This is a genomic window from Bacillus sp. AK031 (assembly GCF_053903065.1).
This window is the reverse complement of sequence record NZ_CP096424.1, coordinates 1,771,053-1,789,802: the sequence shown is the minus strand read 5'-3', so window position 1 is coordinate 1,789,802 and position 18,750 is coordinate 1,771,053. Positions and strand designations below refer to the sequence as shown.

Annotated in this window: 15 protein-coding genes; 4 read left to right on the top strand and 11 right to left on the bottom strand. The window is 41.1% G+C overall.

Annotated features, from left to right (window positions below; translation table 11 throughout):
• Positions 1–37: 37 nt before the first annotated feature.
• Entirely contained in the window at positions 38–949 is a 912-nt protein-coding gene (locus tag M1E09_RS09010; protein ID WP_456274501.1) for an NAD(P)/FAD-dependent oxidoreductase, read from the bottom strand.
• Between the two features lie 421 nt (positions 950–1,370).
• Between M1E09_RS09010 and msrA the strand changes: the two genes are divergently transcribed.
• Positions 1,371–1,910 (top strand): peptide-methionine (S)-S-oxide reductase MsrA, encoded by a 540-nt coding sequence (gene msrA / locus M1E09_RS09005; protein WP_456274500.1) that lies wholly within the window; start codon positions 1,371–1,373, stop codon positions 1,908–1,910.
• Between the two features lie 323 nt (positions 1,911–2,233).
• The gene (locus M1E09_RS09000) at positions 2,234–2,422 is read left to right on the top strand and encodes a hypothetical protein (protein WP_456274499.1); all 189 of its coding nucleotides are present in this window, start codon (positions 2,234–2,236) and stop codon (positions 2,420–2,422) included.
• An 86-nt stretch (positions 2,423–2,508) separates the two neighbouring features.
• On the opposite strand, the gene M1E09_RS08995 is transcribed toward M1E09_RS09000, so the two are convergent.
• Positions 2,509–2,622, bottom strand: coding sequence for a YjcZ family sporulation protein (locus M1E09_RS08995; protein WP_456274498.1), 114 nt, complete (start codon positions 2,620–2,622; stop codon positions 2,509–2,511).
• A gap of 291 nt (positions 2,623–2,913) precedes the next feature.
• On the opposite strand from M1E09_RS08995, the gene M1E09_RS08990 reads away from it, so the two are divergent.
• Complete coding sequence (locus M1E09_RS08990) at positions 2,914–4,134, top strand: MFS transporter (protein WP_456274497.1); 1,221 nt, start codon at positions 2,914–2,916, stop codon at positions 4,132–4,134.
• Positions 4,135–4,421: 287 nt separating this feature from the next.
• On the opposite strand, the gene M1E09_RS08985 is transcribed toward M1E09_RS08990, so the two are convergent.
• The 7 genes from M1E09_RS08985 to M1E09_RS08955 all read right to left on the bottom strand — a co-directional run bounded on the left by M1E09_RS08985 (position 4,422) and on the right by M1E09_RS08955 (position 13,480).
• A complete protein-coding gene (locus tag M1E09_RS08985; protein WP_456274496.1) occupies positions 4,422–5,288 on the bottom strand; it encodes a CvfB family protein in 867 nt (288 codons plus the stop codon).
• A 71-nt stretch (positions 5,289–5,359) separates the two neighbouring features.
• Positions 5,360–6,592: an MFS transporter gene (locus tag M1E09_RS08980; RefSeq protein ID WP_456274495.1), complete on the bottom strand. Its 1,233-nt coding sequence runs from the start codon at positions 6,590–6,592 to the stop codon at positions 5,360–5,362.
• 144 nt (positions 6,593–6,736) lie between these two features.
• A complete protein-coding gene (locus M1E09_RS08975) occupies positions 6,737–7,558 on the bottom strand; it encodes an STAS domain-containing protein (protein WP_456274494.1) in 822 nt (273 codons plus the stop codon).
• 193 nt (positions 7,559–7,751) lie between these two features.
• Positions 7,752–8,267, bottom strand: a complete 516-nt coding sequence (locus M1E09_RS08970) for a YhcN/YlaJ family sporulation lipoprotein (RefSeq protein WP_456274493.1) — start codon at positions 8,265–8,267, stop codon at positions 7,752–7,754.
• Positions 8,268–8,422: 155 nt separating this feature from the next.
• Positions 8,423–10,675, bottom strand: a complete 2,253-nt coding sequence (locus M1E09_RS08965; RefSeq protein ID WP_456274492.1) for an alpha/beta hydrolase family protein — start codon at positions 10,673–10,675, stop codon at positions 8,423–8,425.
• A gap of 126 nt (positions 10,676–10,801) precedes the next feature.
• A complete protein-coding gene (locus M1E09_RS08960; protein ID WP_456274491.1) occupies positions 10,802–12,739 on the bottom strand; it encodes an endonuclease MutS2 in 1,938 nt (645 codons plus the stop codon).
• Between the two features lie 462 nt (positions 12,740–13,201).
• Positions 13,202–13,480, bottom strand: a complete 279-nt coding sequence (locus M1E09_RS08955) for a YkvA family protein (protein WP_456274490.1) — start codon at positions 13,478–13,480, stop codon at positions 13,202–13,204.
• A 650-nt stretch (positions 13,481–14,130) separates the two neighbouring features.
• Between M1E09_RS08955 and M1E09_RS08950 the strand changes: the two genes are divergently transcribed.
• A complete protein-coding gene (locus tag M1E09_RS08950) occupies positions 14,131–15,729 on the top strand; it encodes an ABC-F family ATP-binding cassette domain-containing protein (protein WP_456274489.1) in 1,599 nt (532 codons plus the stop codon).
• Here M1E09_RS08950 and M1E09_RS08945 read toward each other — a convergent pair.
• Both M1E09_RS08945 and recQ read right to left on the bottom strand, forming a co-directional pair.
• Positions 15,719–16,414, bottom strand: coding sequence for a hypothetical protein (locus M1E09_RS08945; protein ID WP_456274488.1), 696 nt, complete (start codon positions 16,412–16,414; stop codon positions 15,719–15,721). The genes M1E09_RS08950 and M1E09_RS08945 overlap by 11 nt on opposite strands.
• 213 nt (positions 16,415–16,627) lie before the next feature.
• Positions 16,628–18,739, bottom strand: coding sequence for a DNA helicase RecQ (gene recQ / locus M1E09_RS08940; protein WP_456274487.1), 2,112 nt, complete (start codon positions 18,737–18,739; stop codon positions 16,628–16,630).
• Positions 18,740–18,750 lie beyond the last annotated feature (11 nt).

The window sequence follows — 18,750 nt, the reverse complement described above, 5'->3', positions numbered from 1 at the left end:
ATTAAAAAATCTGAACCAGTTTGTAAAGCATATATTTTTATTTCTTATCAGAAAGCAGTTTTTTATGAATCCAGATCGCTGCTATTGACCCATCTCCCATTGCGGTGGAAACTTGTTCAGAATGTGCGACAATATCCCCTGCTGCCCACACACCCTTTACATTGGTTTCTTTGGACCTGGCATCTGCATTGATGTGCCTATTCTCCATAATGTCGACACCCAGCTGTTCTGCAAGTTCAGTGTGTACCTTATTTCCTCCAAAAGCTATAAAACCCCGCTCCCCTTTGATTTCTTCTCCGCTGTCAAGACGGATTCCTTTAAAGCTGCTTTCTCCTTCCACAATCGCTTCTGTGATGTTACCTTCTACATAGCTGATCTTACTTTCTTTTAGTTCACCCATCGTTTTACCAGAAATTCCCTTCCCCTGATGGTTGACAAACACTATATCCTGACTCCAGTAACTGAGGGTTTGAGCCATTTCGGCTCCTGTTTCGCCTGAGCCAAGGATAACAACTCTTTTGTCTCTAACTTCATATCCGTCACAATCGGGACACACATACACGGAAAGGCCCAGACAAGGATCCAGGTCTTTAATATCAGGAATATTGTCCATCACACCAGTGGCAAGAAGCAATTTACGGCCGACATAATGATTTCCCTCATTACCACTTAATATGAACTCTCCCTTATCCTCTCTCGCCTGCATCACACGGTCCAGTTGAAACTCCACACCATAGGATTCAGCGTGCTGCCTGCCAAGTGAACGAAGTTTTTCCCCACTGACTCCATCCGGCCAGCCCAGCAGGTTGTGATAACATCGGCATATGGCAGAACGTCCGTCATTCGCATCGACAACCAGAACATCATGTTCATACCTTCCCAGTTGAATAGCAGCCTGCAGCCCGGCGATGCCGCCCCCGACAATAATACAGTCGTATGTTTTGTTCATAAATGCTCCTCCTCCTATCTCATTAATCGTTCACACCTCTATTATTGCTAAAAGACATGAACCGGATAAATCATAATTCTCTTTATGAAGCATAGCTTTAGGATTATGCATGCCACGTTAGAATATTCCCTGTTTCCCCTTCTTTTTCCTTACATAAAATGATTCAAACTCAAACTTGGCATCTATATTTCCTGGAGGAAGAACAACATGGTTTTCAGTACAATAAATCTTGTTTGACAAAAGTGGCTGTTACATTTCCTATATTTCACCCCAAAGATTCTTTGCGCAAGAAAAAAATGCTTAATTCAAGATTTTTTGATTGTACTGACTGACAATAGGTGATAAAATTCCTTTATTGATTTTATTGTTTTAACACTTTAATAGACAAAAGCAAATTGAACTATCGGGGAGTGCTTTAACTATGGAACAAACTGAAAAAGCTACATTTGCCGGCGGCTGCTTCTGGTGCATGGTAAAACCCTTCGACCAGATGCCCGGCATCAAAAGCGTAATCTCCGGCTATTCCGGCGGCCATATAGAAAACCCTACTTACAGAGATGTTAAAAAAGGTGACAGCGGCCATTATGAGGTCGTTCAAATAACATTCGATCCAGCGGTTTTTTCTTATAAACAGCTCCTTGAACTATACTGGCCTCAAATCGATCCAACCGATGACGGTGGACAATTCCATGACAGAGGAGACTCATACCGAACGGCTATCTTCTATCACACTGAATGGCAACGGGAAATGGCTGAAGAGTCACGGAAAGTAATAGAAGACAGCGGACGATTCGCCAAACCGATCGTAACCAAAGTCCTTCCGGCTGCACCTTTTTACCCTGCTGAAGAGTATCATCAAGATTACTACAAGAAAAACCCGAATCATTATAAAGCAGACCGTGCCAAATCTGGTAGAGACGAATTCATTGAAGAACACTGGGAAGAATCTCTTTCTTTATAAAAATCAGCAGTAATGAGTGTGTCTTTTACCCAGGCACACTCCTACTTACCCAGACTCCTTTATATGTAACGAAAAAAACAAAACTTGGAACAAAAACAGAGTGGTTAATCGCTTCGGCGAAATCCCACTCTGTTTTTGTGCTTTTTCGGGCTTCATTGCTTTGAGAAATTTGTTTATTGAAGACCAGCCCATTTGAGGAGAACTTTAAAACTGTCTCTGTAGTGTTGCCCCTTGAACCTGATTCTTTTTGATTCCGTACCTTTAAAAAACTAATGATTCACTTTCGAAAGGACATGCTAAAGAGGAAGAAGGAGTGAATAAGAATGAAAAAAGACCAGTCTCCAGGCAAAGCGGGAGAAGACAAGCAAATGGCTGCTGTTTCAGGACATGGTGCCTACCTTGATGTGAATGAACCTTATCCGGGAGATTCAGTCAATGAACATCAAGACCTGGAATTTGCCAATGAAATCATGGCAAGAGAAGAAATGAAACAGCAAAATGACAGTCTATAAGATCAAAGAACACCCTCGGATATCAGAGGGTGTTTCAATTAATAATCAAAAACAAAAAAGGACCTGAAACCAGGCCCTCTTCAATTTTAGTAACCGTATCCTCCGCCGTAGCCGCCTGAAAATGCTCCCGCACCCACGATAATCAACAAGATGAACAAAACAACAATCAGCGCAAATCCTCCATTGTAACCTGCACTCATATTTATGACCTCCTTAAATTGGATTCGTAAATAACATATTCAATAGTTCACAATCCGTGCGGGCAGGTGGGACTTTCAATCTGGTGAAAAATATTTGTATACCAAAATTAGAACAATATGGTAATATTAATTCAGATAATTTAAGGAGGAATTTACATGTCAAAAACACTATCCGTACTACACGCCAACAAAGGAGGAGTGAACGGTTAATTCTGTTTTTTGAATAAGTTAACAGCACACTCCTGCCTTTCTATTTAAAAAACACTTTAATAGAAACAGGAGAATGTTAAATTGAAAAAACAAACTATCGCATCACATAATATCAGAGCCCTATTCTGGGTTCAGTTTTTTGGCACCATCAGTTTTCTGCAGCCTGTCATTACACTTTTTTACATGGAAAGGGGATTGGATTCTTCCGATATCCTTATCGTGTTGATGTTCTGGAGCGGAGCAGTATTGCTGGGAGAAGTCCCGACAGGAATTTTTGCCGATCGGTTCGGTGCAAAGGCCTCTTTCATAACCGGGTCTGCGCTGAAATTTATAAGTATAGGCCTTCTATTATTTGCCTATGATCCATGGATGTTCTTTTTGTACAGCGCCTTGAACGGTTTCTCTGTCACTTTCTTTTCAGGTGCAGATGAGGCACTCATTTATGATTCACTGAAAGAAAGTGGAGAAAATGACTTCATGGACAGAGCAATGGGAAAAATTCAATCGGCAGGATTCATTTCCTCCATTTTCGCAGTCCTTTTTGGATCTTACCTCGCTAAAGACCTGCAGGACGAACAGTTTCAATTATTGATATTACTTGCTTTGGCATTTCATATTATTGAAATTGTATTTGTATTTATGGTGAAAAATCCTAAGGTTGAAAGTCCTTATCGGGAAAATCCATTTTCTCAAGTAAAAGAGGGATTATCTGTCATCCGGAAGGCGCCGCAACTGTTGATCATGTTCCTGAACGTCACTCTCGTGTTCATCCCTGCCGGTGCTGTATATGGCTATTTTGACCAGCCGTTGATGACGGACGCAGGACTGCCTGTCTATTTGCTCGGTGTTATGTATGCCTGCTCGGCTTTACTAGGCTATTTTGCTTCCAATTCGATTGGATGGCTGACCGGAAAATTCACCAGAATCTTCCTGATGCATGCAACCGGCCTATTTGCAGTCGCAGGCCTTCTGCTGTCTGCCATGCTTTCACAATCACTGTGGGTGGTTATCGGAGCATTCTTTGTCCTGAGATATGTAAGAGCAATCAGGTATCCGATCTATTCCCAGCTAAGCAATGACCTTATCCCTTCTGGAATCAGGGCAACGACCATTTCGCTGCTGTCAATTGTCGATTCTGCTCTGGATTTGCTGGTCTTCGGAATACTTTCGGTGATAGCTCTTAATGGATATGAAGCAGTATTGTATGGATCAGCTGCAATCGCTCTGCTCGGTACTTTCCTGCCTATCAAAAAGGTGAAAAAAGATGTAGCCACCTCAGGTGTGAGTGCATTAGAGAAATAGTTTAAGATGGAACTTACGACTTTTTAGTTGTAAGTTCCTTTTTTTGTTCTGAATCCTTATTCAGGAAACAGAATCATACCCTCGCCTTGGAAGCGAACGACATCAACTGGATGCTCAGATCCATATGATGTCCCTCTTTCAGTTAATTTAAAGCTTTATTAGGTAGTGAAGAGTTAATTAGAATAAGGAATTCTCTCTAATTAAATACGAGATTGAATTCTGAAATCAGATTCTAGAACGGTTCAAAAAAAAACGCAAAGGCCACCAGCCCTTGCGTTTCCAAACAATCAATCCTGTTTTTTATAATACGTCCATCCTTCTTCCTGATAGACCCGGCCTTCTTTCATCAATTTGCCCATAGCCCTTTTGAAGGAAGCTTTGCTTAATCCGAGCTTGTCTTTAATCTGTTCCGGCTGGCTCTTGTCCCAGAGCGGCATTGCTCCGCCCCTGCTGTCCATATAATCCGTGATGATATCTGCATCCTCATCCATCTTGTCTTGTTTCAAAGGCAGGAAGGACACGTTGAGGCTGCCGTCGTCTTTCACGTCGATGACACGGCCTTCTACCAGTTCACCCAGCCTTGGCTCTTCTCTTCTTTCATTTTCATGGACAAAGCAGCGGTATCCCTGTTCTGTCAACAAAAATGTTCCTACCTTAAGCAGTCGGTATACCCGCCCTTTCACTTTGGCCTTCAACATATCCTTGGATGCTCTTCTCGCGATTTGGCCAATAATATTCTCCGTGGCCAATTTCCCGTAAAGACGCCCATTTTTATCCCCTCTCAATGAAAGATAAAGTTTGTCGCCAGGCGCAGGCCATAAATCTTCATATATAGGAAGATCATCGGAAGAAACAAGGATGTCTTTCATTAATCCAATATCCACAAAAACACCGAGACCTGATTTTACATCGACGACCTCAGTCCATCCATATGAACCGATTTGTATTTTTGGAATGTGCATGGTTGCGGTCAATCTGACTTCTTTATCATGAAACAGGAAAACTTTTACCTCGTCATCAACATCAATTTCACCTTCAATCTGTGAATAGTGGAGCAAGACATCTTCCTCGCCGTTTGTTAAAAAATAGCCAAAATCGACTTCGCGATCAACTGTTAAAACTTGCACTGTTCCTGCTTCCAGCTCTTTAGCCATAATGCATATCCCCCTAAATTGGTATTATTATTTATCTTTACCCAAATGTCATTTGTTCAATAGTTTCTTTCTTATATCGCGTTATAATCCCTGATCTCTTTGTCCTTTGGCAAAAGCCATGTCAACACGCCCAAAAGCGGAAGGAAGCTGCAAAGGATCATCACGAATCGGATACTGATCACGTCAGCAAGACTTCCAAACAGGACAGAGCCCACTGCACCCATTCCAAATGCGAGCCCGACAGTCAACCCGGAGACCATGCCGATTTTCTGCGGTAAAAGTTCCTGGGCATATACGACGGTTACACTGAAGCTCGAAGACAGGATGAATCCGATCAGGAAAAATACCGGAATGACCACGGTCAACGGAAGGTATGGCAGTAAAATCGTCAACGGGGCCGACCCGAGCATGGAAAGGAAAATGATATTTCTCTTTCCAAAACGGTCCGCTAGCGGGCCGCCAAAGAAGGTTCCGAGCACACCGGCAAACATGAAGGTGAAAATATACAACTGGGCCTGTTTGATGCTGAGCCCATAATCTTCTATCAAATAAAACTGATAGTAATTAGAAATTCCTGCACCGTACCATGACCTTGCAAATACAAGGAACACAACCAGGAGCATAGCCATTTTAATTTTCTTATGTATTTCCCTTCTTAGCTTAGGCTGCTGCTTATCCTTATTTTTCATAAAGGCAGTATTATTAGACTCAAGTATCCCTTTATACCATTTCGACACACGGACGAGAACAATGATTCCCATAGCAGCAGCTACTGTAAACAAGAGCGCCCCTTTTTGACCTAACGGTACAAATATGAAGGCAGTGATAATCGGTGCGAGAGATTGACCCGTATTCCCACCGACTTGGTAGATTGATTGCGCAAGCCCTCTCTTATTTCCTGCGGCTAAATAGGCTACCCTTGACCCTTCTGGGTGGAAAATAGCCGATCCAAATCCGATGAACAGGACAGACATGAGAAGAAAGAGAAAATTATTGGATAATGCAAAGCCGATCAAGCCGATTAAGCTGGAAAGCATGCCTAATGGCAGGAGAAACGGACGGGACTTTATATCTGCATAATATCCAAACACAGGCTGCAATAATGATGAGGTCATATTTAAGACAAAGGCAATCCAGCCTATTTGTGTATAGCTTAAGCTTAACGATTTTTCAACAATCGGAAACATCGCGGGTACGACTGCCTGAAGTGTGTCATTGATGAAATGACCGGAACTTATGGCTAAAAGCACTCCGTAAATTGTCGCCATTTGTCTTGTTTCCGGCTTGCTTGCACTCTGGCCCATTGGGTTCCCCTCCACCCTATGCAATAAATTACACGTTCAACCTTTCTATTATAGCTGAAAAGAGTCAGTGAGAAAATCATTTTCCATTACAGCATAGAAAAAAAGCTGGCGGCATGAACATATGCCACTCAGCCTATATACTTCTTATCTACCGTTAATGATATTAATTGCTTGTTTTAAGCTGGAGTAGGTTTGGATTTTTTGAAAGTCTATCCCCAGGTTAACAACTGTCTGAACGATATCAGGTGTCATACCGGTCACCTTCGCTTTGACACCGATCAATTCAAGTGAATCGATTAATTGGAAGATGATTTGAGCTACATAAGTATCAATAATCGGAACACCCGACAAGTCAAGTATAAAGTAATTCACCTTAAGCTTCGCACTTTTCTCCAAAGCTTTTTCCAGCATAAGCTTAGCCCTGCTGGTATCAATATCCCCTACTAGAGGAAGTACGGCAATGTCGTCGGATATCGGAATGACCGGAACCGATAATTCAAACAATGCCTCTTTAGAGTTCTTCAGCTGGTCAGCCTGGTAATCTACAAATGGGAGACTGAAGTAGCAGGTGACATCACTGATAGCCGATACTAATATGCTGAGCATTTCATAAAATTGATCTATCGACAGATCATATTCTTTTGCTTTTGCTTTCAGCATGTCGCCAATAATGTCCCTATACTCTGGAACCTCGTTAAGCATTTCTTCGAGACTGGTATTTAATGTGGCACACTTCGTCCCGGCTTTTTTTCCCCAGTTCATGAAGTTTTCTTTCCTTTTCTCTTCATTGAGTATAAAAGACTCGGCAAACAAGTTAACTAATTCTTCTCTCATTGAAAACATATCATTCGATATTGACTGTAATTCCGGATATTTTTCATTTTGTCTTTTTGTGACTTCTTGTGCCAGTTCTCCACTTTTTTCCTGTATCAGACTGCTGAATTCTTCATAGATTTTATTAGTCATTTGAACACCCTCTTTGCGCTTTTCTCTATTAAATGCAGTTATCTAGTTAGCCTACTATTAAAGTGTAAATGAAAATCACAAGCAGTTTCAAATGATAATGTTTGTTATCCTATTTTTCCCTCTGGCACCTTGGGTTTTACCAATGAGCGTAAAAAAACTCCCCCATCAACCAATGGAGAAGTAAAAGAATACCTTATTGAACATTTGGGAACAGTCTTGTGACTCTTTCACCTATTCTGTCACCCAGGTCCCTGACCGCTTCGCCGCTATGAATTTGTTTACGGTAAGTCTTTAACTCATTGACTAATCCCCGGTCGGTTGTCACATATACATTTTGTATATCGTTATTTACACTAATTACAGATTCTTTTATTTTTCGCTGCAACTCGTCACCAACTTCACTATCAAGCCGATTTTCGAGTACAATTGCAGCATAAGCATCTTCGCCTTTCATATAAACATACGCCCGCTCGACCTCATAAAGTTTCATTACTTTATTCGCCATCTTATCTGTCATGCCATATGTAGGGTCCGCAGGATTTGCTTCACCATATATATTATTTTCACCAGTGTTCGTTGTATTATAACGGACCTGCTGTACACCCATGCCGCCGTCTTCTCCATCCTGCCCAAGTTCATCATCATTCAGATTACAACCGGCAAGCAGTAATGTGAACACGGAAACCAATGGGAAAATCAATTTTTTCATTTGAATTACCTCCTTCATTTTCACCCACTAGAATTCCCATATCCGTGTCAAAACATACTCTTGGCTATAAGATCATTTTCTCCTTACTTTTATTTCACCTGCGATTTATCAAAAAAAAAAAAAAAACAGAAGCATTATGCCTCTGCTTCTGTTCTTTAATGACCAGCCTTATCTATCCCAATTTCGTCCAGGTAGATATATCCTTCGCTGCTTTTGTTAAAAACAAATGCTATTTTAGTCACGTCGGAAATCTTTATTTTTCCCTCTTCTGATAACTTGCTGAAAGGAATGCTGAATGTTTGTAAGACCGGCTCATGAGAACTGCCATATCTAGCTTTTTGATAGAACCATGTCTTCGTATGCTGAATGTGAAGAGGAGGTGCGAGCGGCAGCCATTCATTTAATGAGAATTCGCTAGTTTCTCCGCTTGAGGTTTCCATCCTAATCGAGAAATCAGAAAGATTATTGCTTTCTCCAAGATTAGCAGCTGAAAATGTGAATAAATCATCTTCGCTGATTGTTTCTTCGGCAAAATAGCTATCCGGAACTTTCATTTCATATTTACCAGCATCGGAATAGCTTTGATTCCATTTCAGATAGGCCCCGTAATTGTCCCTATCTGCATCTTCTCTTGTTTTCAGCATACCTTCACTCCAAATCCTCAGTCTTGCTCCCTTGAAGTCAAAACCTTCAATATTCCCTGTTGTCAGTTCATAATCATTTTCATAATCGTTCATCACAATAAAGCTGTTGTCTTGGTACCTGTTGACATACACAGTATCGGGAAGCCAATCCAGTGCATAACTGTAGTCCCGGAACATTGGTTTATATTCCTCATTCCCTTTCAGCGTAGTGTCTAAAAAGGCGGAAATATACGTTTTGGCAACCTGCCTCTGCTCGTCCCCTTCAATAAGCGGTTTTTTATTAATGAACAAACTCATCGGAAAAGCAGTATCATTATCTCCCCATACCGTATTGAACTGGCCGTGATTGGCACCGTGGATGTAAATGGAGGATTTGAACCACTCGTTCCCATCCGTGAACTTCACTCCATCATATTGACGATCTCCACTGAATTCAGAGAGGTCACTGTCATATGATCCATGGAGAAGAAAGTAATTTATGTTTTCCAATTGCACAGGTTTATCGCCTAAGGTAAAGTAATCCGTCGGGGCGATGGCAATCACCGATTTAATATTATAATCAAAGTTGAAGGTCAGGATCCCGTTGTTCGGATACCTTTCAAGCTTGTTATATTCAGCTGCCACTGCAGCTGCCTGCCCTCCTCTTGAGTGGCCAAGCAGGGCGACATTGTCAAAATCGACTTTTTCAGAAAGAGGATTGTTCTTGGATTGATCGAAGTCCTTGATCTGATCCAAATGCTTCAGCATCATCCATGCTCTTGCGCTTATTTCATTATTCAGCCCCCCGGACCAGGACGAGGTGTTGAAAAAATTCTCATCCAGGGAAACAGCGATATACCCTCTGCTTGCCAATAGTTCTCCCAGATAAGCATAGCCAGTATCAGAAAATTCTTCCATCCTATGATTTCCATGAACCATCAGTACCAGAGGGAACTCTCCCTTTCCTTCCGGCATCCAGACTGTGCCGTTCACCGGGACCTTATTTTTGTCAAAGCCCCAATACCAGCTTCTATATTTATTCCAGCCGCCTGCAACAAGCGAAGCATTTACTGTATCCGTATGGTAATCTACTTCAGCACCGAAATGCAGACGCCGCTTATCTGTACCGCTCCCATAAGTAAAAGAACTCACTTGATAATTACCAGTTTGTGAAGGATCATCAGCTTCGAGCTGTTTTGGAGAAACACCTTCTGCCTGCAAGGGATATCTTTCAATCCCGGGAGACACCAGCCAACCAGCAGATCCACCGAGACAGACAAGTCCAAAGCAAAGCACCAGTATGTTCCCCCCTTTTTTCCGGCTCGAATTCCACCAGTATCCAATGCCCCCGCCTGAAATGATACCGATACCAATCAAGGCATAACTTAGTGGAAGAATATGTTGTGTGCTTCTCACCTGGGACAGAAGAATGACAAGTAATACAACTGATGATGATACAACTGCCAAAAACCGGCTCGGCATCTTCTTTAAAAGCATAATGAAAGGAAGAAGTATATAAGGACTTAATAATGCTAAAGCTGCTCCTGGTATAAAAACCACCAAAAAATCCACGAAAGAGCCAAGACCGGTCTCCAGACCAAGTCCGAAAAGAGCAGCAAACACGATCAGGACCCCCGCTGCTCCTGCAGCAGCCCCTTTCCATGCGCGGTTCCCTGCAGCCTCTATTGTTAAGCCGACATATAATAGCCGGCTCTTCACTTTATTTAAAATAGGTTTCTTTTTATTTATTTCCATTGGCTGTTCGAATCGTTTATTAGGTTCCATGGACAATCCACCTCTTTAGTTATCAACCGTAATTATAACAAAAATGAGGGGCAATATTGCTTAAAAATTATGTAAATTGCTTACTCAAAAAAAATGTCCCTCATTTCGAGGGACACCGAAACTGTATCATTCAGTTTTTTCATGAAAAATAACATTCTTTTCATCATGCTTTCGGTTCATCTGATGATTCTGTTTCCTGTATTCCTTCGTTTTAAATACGATATCAAAATCATAATCCTCCGGATACATTTCTTCCGCAGAAATATACAATTCAAGCCGTTTGTGATTGATTTCTGCTTGCTCTCCCTTAATAAATACGGTGTAGTTCCCTAGTTGATCGGGGCCTTTTTGGACAATGGCATACTCACCCGTTGAGGTTACTTTCACATTATCACCCATCTTAAATTGGGTCACTTTGTCTTTACTCCTATCTTTATCCTCGCGATTTCTCCTTGCGTGGCGGTTAATGGCCACCTGTTTCTCGAGGTTCTTTCGGTATTCATAATCCTCTCGTTCGACATGGTAGGTTTTTGCTGTCTTGTAAGTGACTTTGTGAGCTGTTTCAATAAGCTCGGGATGCATTCCCAATTTAAGAGCTATCGAAAATGCCTGGCTTTCTCCGCCTCTTCCCACAATGAGCCTGTAAGTCGGTTCTAATGAATCAAGATTGAATTCCATTGATCCATTTGAGAACCCTTCTTCTCGCTCTGCAAACTCTTTAATTTCACTGTAATGGGTCGTAGCCAACAGTGCAGCTCCCTTGTCGTAGAGTTTCTGTAGAATGGCAGTCGCCAGTCCCATCCCTTCGCCGGGATCGGTGCCCGAACCAAGTTCGTCTAAAAGAATTAAACTCCTGTCATTTGCTTCCTGAAGGATCTCAATAATGTTTTTCACGTGGGAACTGAATGTACTAAGGTTTTGCTGCAAGCTTTGCCCGTCCCCTATATCAAGGAGAATTTTTTGAAAGATGCTGATATGGCTTCCCTTATCGACCGGAATATGGATGCCGCATTGAACCATCAAAGTAAGAAGGCCCACAGTTTTAATGGTTACCGTTTTCCCACCTGTATTCGGGCCGGTTATTAACAAGGCATGAAACTCTTTTCCCAATTCAATAGAGAGAGGTACAGCCTCTTTTCCGATGAGAGGGTGCTTTGCATTTTTCAACAAGATATAGTGAGACTCATTTAATTCAACAGGGTTCCCGCTAATAGCCTTACTGTATTTTGCTTTCGCAAACAGAAGGTCATAATTGATCATCACTTCAACAGCCAGCTTCAGTTCTTTTTCATTCTGCTGAACAAGGCCTGTCAAATAAAGTAAAATGCTTTCGACTTCGGAGTCTTCTTCCATTTTCAGATACATTAACTGATCCTGCTGATAACCGACCTCTTCAGGTTCAATATATAAGGTAGAACCTGATGCCGAAGTATCCAATACCGCACCTCTGATTTTTCCCCTGTATTCCTTTTTTACTGGTATGACATACCGGTCTCCTCTTTGGCTGACAATGGCTTCCTGTATATATGATTTATATTTGTTTGATTTAATCATGCTGTTGACTTTTTCTTTCAGCCTTTCTTCCTGGATGCTGATTTGCTTCCTGACTTTCAAAAGCTCCTTGCTGGCATAGTCATCCACTCGCCCGTTTCGAATACATCGTTGAATCTCCTCCAGCAGTCCGGGAATGTCTTCAATCGAATAGACGTAGGATGAAACCCTTGGAGCAATGTATTCCTTATCCTTCATGAACCTTTTCAGTTTTTCACAGCAATCGAGAAACAGGATCAGCTTCTGGAACTGGTCGGGCCTCAGTGCTGTCCCTTTGTTCATCTGGGAAAGAATCATTTCGATTCCATCCAGTGCATGGATTGGAACACTCTCACTTTTGCTCAGGATTTCAACAGCTTCTGAAACTTCATCCAGCCAGGACCGGATTTGTTTTTTGTTGAAAGAGGGGCTGAGTGAGTTCACCATTTTCTTACCTGAATCGGTAAGTGCATAATTTGAGATTTCTTGTTTGATTTTATTGAATTCTAATTGTTTAAACGTTTTTTCGTTCAACGGTAGTTCCTCCTGATTAGTTTTTTTGTAGTTTTTTAATAGCTTTATTTTTTAATTAACTAATCCGAAAACAACAATCATGCATACCGGTTTTTGAATAATACAAAAAAACCGCAATGAACAATGTCCATTACGGTTTCGATATCATACAAAAGGAAAGTGCCGCTGCGCCAAATGGTGACACAAAAAAACTGTGTGCGTCGACACAGTAGTGCAGGCAGTTGTTTGCATGCTATGATCATTGTTCTTAACTATCAGTCAAAAAGGCATACTTAAATAAGCTTATGGAACTACTGGATTTTCGCCCAGTTTGCTCAGCCTTCATGAATGACCGTATAAAGTTACGGATTAGTTAAGAACGACACCTAACATACAACACTACTCCTTCGATAGAGATTTATTTATTGAATACAATTCCATATTATGCTGGTACATGACTCTTGTCAACTGTTTTTATAATAACTAAACCTTTACATCATACTTATCTTTCAACTCATCTGGTGCCATTTTAATGATTTGCTGCAAAATCAGGGTGAAGACAGCGATATCATCGACTATACCGAATATAACCAGCCAATCGGGAATTATATCAAAAGGCAGCAGGATATAGCCTATAATTAATGCAACTGATAAAAATTTTTTCGTTCCTTTTACAGAACTTGATTTAAAGAATGCGACCAAAAATGGTATCGATCTTCTGATATTAAATAAAAAACGGAGTCTTTTTAAAAATTTCGCCATACTCTTTTCCTCCTTACAATACCTTTACTTCTCTTTACCCGATTTCGAACAAATTAATTTGGGTTGATGATACGTTTTTCTTATTTTACCTTAAAATTTATGATTAGTACGCTTTTCATGTTGTGCTTGATTTTGAAGGGGGTTTTTCAATTGACTATTTCTATAACTATTATGGCTATTGAATCAGTTGTTAGGAATGATTTCCACTCCAGGCATGCGACTCCGCGGGGCGTGCGGTGAGCCTCCTCGGCTTCGCCTGCGGGGTTACGTTCCGGTGGGTACGTAACCTTGGTCTCACCTGTCACGCTGTTCCCGCAGGAGATCACATGCCTTCTGCTCCAATCAATAAGCTACAGCAGGAAAAACAGAAATTAAAAAATCACATTTTCAGCTAATAGACTTTCAGTAATATTAGGGGTCTATTTTATTATCTTGTTGAAACTTATTTAAGTGTCGTTTGGTGCTGAAATTAATACTTCGAACGTGGTTTTATTAACAAAGGGGTAGATTTCTTGTTTTGCATTTAACAGACTCGAACTATTCCTTTAAGGAAAGGAAGAATTATTAACAATCATACTAGGACTATAAGTGAATTTATTGGATGAACATGTTATAATCTTTTAGATATGAATGATGGAGGTAATTATTAAATGATTCAAGTATCAGATGTAAGTCTGCGTTTTGGTGACCGTAAACTATTTGAAGATGTAAATATAAAATTCACGCCTGGTAACTGCTACGGCCTGATTGGGGCTAACGGTGCCGGAAAATCCACATTCCTCAAGATTCTTTCCGGGGAAATCGAATCACAAACTGGCAATGTTTCAATGACGCCTGGTGAGAGAATGGCTGTTTTGAAACAGAACCACTTCGAATATGAAGAACATGAAGTATTGAAAGTGGTTATTATGGGACACGCCCGCCTTTATGAAGTGATGCAGGAAAAAGATGCTATTTATATGAAAGCTGATTTTTCTGATGAAGATGGCATGCGTGCCGCTGAACTTGAAGGTGAATTTGCTGAGTTGAATGGATGGGAAGCTGAATCCGAAGCTGCCATTCTATTGAAAGGCCTTGGAATCGGTGAAGATCTCCATACCAAAAAGATGGAAGACCTGAATGGTGGAGACAAAGTCAAAGTCCTTCTTGCACAAGCTCTTTTCGGAAAACCGGATGTATTGCTTCTTGATGAGCCTACCAACCACTTGGACATCGCTGCAATTCAATGGCTGGAAGAGTTCCTAATCAACTTTGAAAACACAGTTATCGTTGTATCCCATGACCGTCACTTCTTAAATAAAGTATGTACACATATCGCTGACCTGGACTTCGGCAAAATCCAAGTCTATGTCGGTAACTATGACTTCTGGTACGAGTCCAGTCAATTGGCTACGAAAATGGCTCAAGATCAGAACAAAAAGAAAGAAGAAAAGATTAAAGAACTTCAGGCATTTATCGCACGATTCAGTGCAAATGCCTCTAAATCCAAGCAAGCGACTTCCCGTAAGAAACTTTTGGATAAAATCACTCTTGATGACATTAGACCGTCTTCCCGTAAATATCCTTATGTTCATTTTAAGCCTGAACGCGAAATTGGGAATGACCTTCTTAGAGTGGAAGGCATCAGCAAGACGATTGAAGGCGTGAAAGTTCTTGATAATGTAAGTTTCATCATGAATAAAGATGATAAGATCGCTTTGGTTGGCAGCGACGAGCTTGCCAAAACGACTCTTTTCAAAATTCTTGCCGGTGAAATGGAACCTGACAGCGGATCTTTCAAATGGGGAGTTACAACATCTCAAGCCTACTTCCCTAAAGACAACTCGGAGTATTTCGAAGGAAACGAGCCTAACCTGGTTGAATGGCTGCGCCAGTACTCTCCTAACGACCAAAGTGAATCCTTCTTGCGCGGGTTCCTGGGAAGAATGCTATTCTCAGGTGAAGAAGTCATGAAAAAGCCAAGCGTCCTTTCCGGTGGGGAAAAAGTTCGCTGCATGCTTTCCAAAATGATGTTGAGCGAAGCAAATGTTCTCCTGTTGGATGAACCTACAAACCACTTGGACCTTGAATCTATCACTGCGTTGAATAATGGTTTGGCAAACTTTAAAGGATCAATGATTTTTGCATCCCATGACCATCAGTTCATCCAAACGATTGCAAACCGCATTATCAAGATCGATTCTGAAGGAATCATCGACAAACAAATGACCTATGATGAGTTCCTTGAAGCTACTGCTGTTAAAAGTTAATTGTTACTAAGTGTAAAGGCCTTCCTGCATTGGAAGGCCTTTTTGGTTGAGAACTTTTCTGTTGAATTTGTCTTTTCGGTTTTAAATTTTGTTGGAACACTCTTAGAGATTTTGGCTTGTCAGTTTTAACTGTCGTTAGAACACTCTTTGAGACACTTAGTTTTACATTTTCAACTTTAACTGTCGTTAAAACACTCTTAGAGACATTTAGTTTTGCATTTTCGACTTTAACTGTCCTTAACACACTCTTTGAGACATTTAGTTTTGCATTTTCGACTTTAACTGTCCTTAACACACTCTTTGAGACATTTAGTTTTGCATTTTCGACTTTAACTGTCCTTAACACACTCTTTGAGACATTTAGTTTTGCATTTTCGACTTTAACTGTCGTTAGAACACTCTTAGAGACATTTAGCTTTGCATTTTCAACTTTAACTGTCCTTAGAACACTCTTAGAGACATTTAGTTTTGCAATTTCGACTTTAACTGTCGTTAGAACACTCTTAGAGACATTTAGCTTTGCATTCTCGACTTTAACTGTCGTTAGAACACTCTTAGAGACATTTAGCTTTGCATTTTCAACTTTAACTGTCCTTAGAACACTCTTAGAGACATTTAGTTCTGCATTTTCAACTTTAACTGTCGTTAGAACACTCTTAGAGACATTTAGTTTTAGGTCTTCCATTTAAAGTGCCCTTAGCACACTCTTAAATTCGTTTTATAGTGTCTTTAAAATCTTTGACTCCTTTTTTAATATTTATATCATTATCCGATGTTTATCCATGATTAACCATCAATCACTCAGTCCTCCAGTTTCCTCCCCCAAACAACTTTACAAATCACAATTCAAATTATGAACGCCAAAAGCCCGGAAAACTCCGGGCTTTTGGCATTCAGACTATTTTACTGACAAAACACGTTCGTGAAGGACTAGCTTTATTTGGAAGTAACCTATTTCATCAGGCAATTCTTCCTTAATCGGCTTTAGTTTTTCCCCACCGGTTTTCTCGATTGCACCATGAATCAGTTCTCTTTCTTCTTCACTGACAAACTCATTAATATTAACATCCTTTTCTTCTTCCACACATTGAAGAAGATGATTTTGAACGGTCGTTAGCGATAAGTTTCTCTCTTTAGAAATTTCGTCAAGGGCCAACCCTTGAGAGTATAATTGATAGGTGGATAAATAGGATGGTTCTTCTGTTTTCTTTGAACCACCTGATTTGGAGGCGGTCTGATTTACAAACCCTGCAATCTCCTCCATGAACCTGGCACCATATTTCTCACTTTTGTGAGCACCCACACCTTTTACATCAAGGAAAGCGCTGCTGTCAGCAGGCAGCTTACGGCACATGTCTCTCAGTGTTTCATCAGAGAATATTACGAATGGCGGTACCCCTTCTGAATCTGCCATTTCTTTTCTTAACGCTCTTAGGATCTGGAACAGTTCATCATCTTCTTGAAGAACCACCTTTTCCGCTTTCATAGTCTCTTTACGCATCACTGCTTCTTTTCCCTGCAGGACATTCTTGCCTTTCTCGCTTACCTTCAAAACCGGAAAGGTTCCGCTGACTACTGTGATATACTCCTCTGAGATCAAGAAGTCAATGAACAAGCTGACATCCTTTTGCTTCTGCTCTTTCATAAGGCCATATGTGGTCAATTTTTCGAAACCGAACTCTTTTATCTTCTTGCTCCTTGATCCTGCCAGAACTTGGCTCACCAATGAATTTCCGAATCTTTCCCCCATACGAACCATGCAGGAAAGAACCATCTGGGCCTCCCTGGTTACATCTATTGCCTGGCGCTCATCTTTACAGTTGCTGCATTTTCCGCATGGCTCAGCTGATTCATCGCCAAAGTAATGCAAGATGAATTCCTGAAGGCATCCTTCGGTATGGCAGTAATCGACCATCTGCCTAAGCTTCAGTAATTCCTGTGTATGTCTTGCAGGGTCGTTGGAATTTTGCGAGATCAGGAAGCGCTGGATTTGTACATCCTGAGGGGAGTATAGAACGATACATTCACTTTCTCCTCCGTCCCTTCCTGCCCTTCCAGCTTCCTGATAATAGCTCTCCATATTTTTTGGAAGCTGATGGTGGAGTACATACCGCACATTCGATTTGTTTATACCCATGCCAAAAGCGTTGGTAGCGACAATGATTTGCAAGTTATCTTTAAGGAACTCCTCCTGCATTTCATCCCGCAGAGTGTCAGTCATGCCGCCATGATACTTCCCGACAGAAAGCCCTTCCTTTTTCAGCTTGTTATACAGGGATTCTACTTCTTTACGAGTAGCAGCATAAATGATCCCTGATTCACCCTGGTTGGCTTTCACATAATTCTTCACATATTGGCTTCTATCCTGGCCCTTAATCACTTTGAATGATAAATTGGTTCTGGCAAAGCCGGTAATATAGGTATTTTCATCTATTATATCAAGAGAAGAGCAAATATCCGTTTGGACTTGAGGTGTAGCTGTTGCCGTCAATGCCAGTACCACGGGATTGCTCGGCAACCCTTTGAGCAAGTCTTTGATTTTCAAATAGCTTGGACGGAAATCGTGGCCCCATTGGGATATACAGTGTGCTTCATCGACTGCTACGAGCGGGATAGGCAGCTTCTTTAAATACTGTACAAAATAAGGGGACTCCAGCCTTTCAGGGGCAATATATACGAGTTTATATATACCTAGTTCTGCTTCACTCAATCTGCGCTCTATTTCTGATTGAGTCAGTGAGCTGTTGATGTAAGTTGCGGAAATACCAGTCTGATTAAGAGCATCTACCTGATCTTTCATCAAAGAGATTAACGGAGAAATGACCAGAGTGATCCCCTCAAATAGAAGGGCGGGGATCTGGTAACAAATGGACTTACCTCCTCCGGTCGGCATGATTCCTGCTGTGTTATTGCCAAATAACACACTTTGTATGATTTCATCCTGGCCTGGCCTGAAATTTTCATAGCCAAAGTATTCTTTTAAATAGCTTTTTGCGTGGTAAATATTCATTACTAAAAACC

What these genes read in the sequence shown, in the direction of transcription:
- M1E09_RS08985 (WP_456274496.1), bottom strand. Translation starts at nt 5,288, where the DNA reads ATGGCTAAAGAGCTGGAAGCAGGAACAGTGCAAGTTTTAACAGTTGAT.
- M1E09_RS08955 (WP_456274490.1), bottom strand. Translation starts at nt 13,480, where the DNA reads ATGGCGAAATTTTTAAAAAGACTCCGTTTTTTATTTAATATCAGAAGA.
- M1E09_RS08980 (WP_456274495.1), bottom strand. Translation starts at nt 6,592, where the DNA reads ATGGGCCAGAGTGCAAGCAAGCCGGAAACAAGACAAATGGCGACAATT.
- M1E09_RS08995 (WP_456274498.1), bottom strand. Translation starts at nt 2,622, where the DNA reads ATGAGTGCAGGTTACAATGGAGGATTTGCGCTGATTGTTGTTTTGTTC.
- M1E09_RS08950 (WP_456274489.1), top strand. Translation starts at nt 14,131, where the DNA reads ATGATTCAAGTATCAGATGTAAGTCTGCGTTTTGGTGACCGTAAACTA.
- M1E09_RS08945 (WP_456274488.1), bottom strand. Translation starts at nt 16,414, where the DNA reads ATGGAAGACCTAAAACTAAATGTCTCTAAGAGTGTTCTAACGACAGTT.
- M1E09_RS09010 (WP_456274501.1), bottom strand. Translation starts at nt 949, where the DNA reads ATGAACAAAACATACGACTGTATTATTGTCGGGGGCGGCATCGCCGGG.
- M1E09_RS08975 (WP_456274494.1), bottom strand. Translation starts at nt 7,558, where the DNA reads ATGACTAATAAAATCTATGAAGAATTCAGCAGTCTGATACAGGAAAAA.
- M1E09_RS08970 (WP_456274493.1), bottom strand. Translation starts at nt 8,267, where the DNA reads ATGAAAAAATTGATTTTCCCATTGGTTTCCGTGTTCACATTACTGCTT.
- msrA (WP_456274500.1), top strand. Translation starts at nt 1,371, where the DNA reads ATGGAACAAACTGAAAAAGCTACATTTGCCGGCGGCTGCTTCTGGTGC.
- M1E09_RS09000 (WP_456274499.1), top strand. Translation starts at nt 2,234, where the DNA reads ATGAAAAAAGACCAGTCTCCAGGCAAAGCGGGAGAAGACAAGCAAATG.
- recQ (WP_456274487.1), bottom strand. Translation starts at nt 18,739, where the DNA reads ATGAATATTTACCACGCAAAAAGCTATTTAAAAGAATACTTTGGCTAT.
- M1E09_RS08965 (WP_456274492.1), bottom strand. Translation starts at nt 10,675, where the DNA reads ATGGAACCTAATAAACGATTCGAACAGCCAATGGAAATAAATAAAAAG.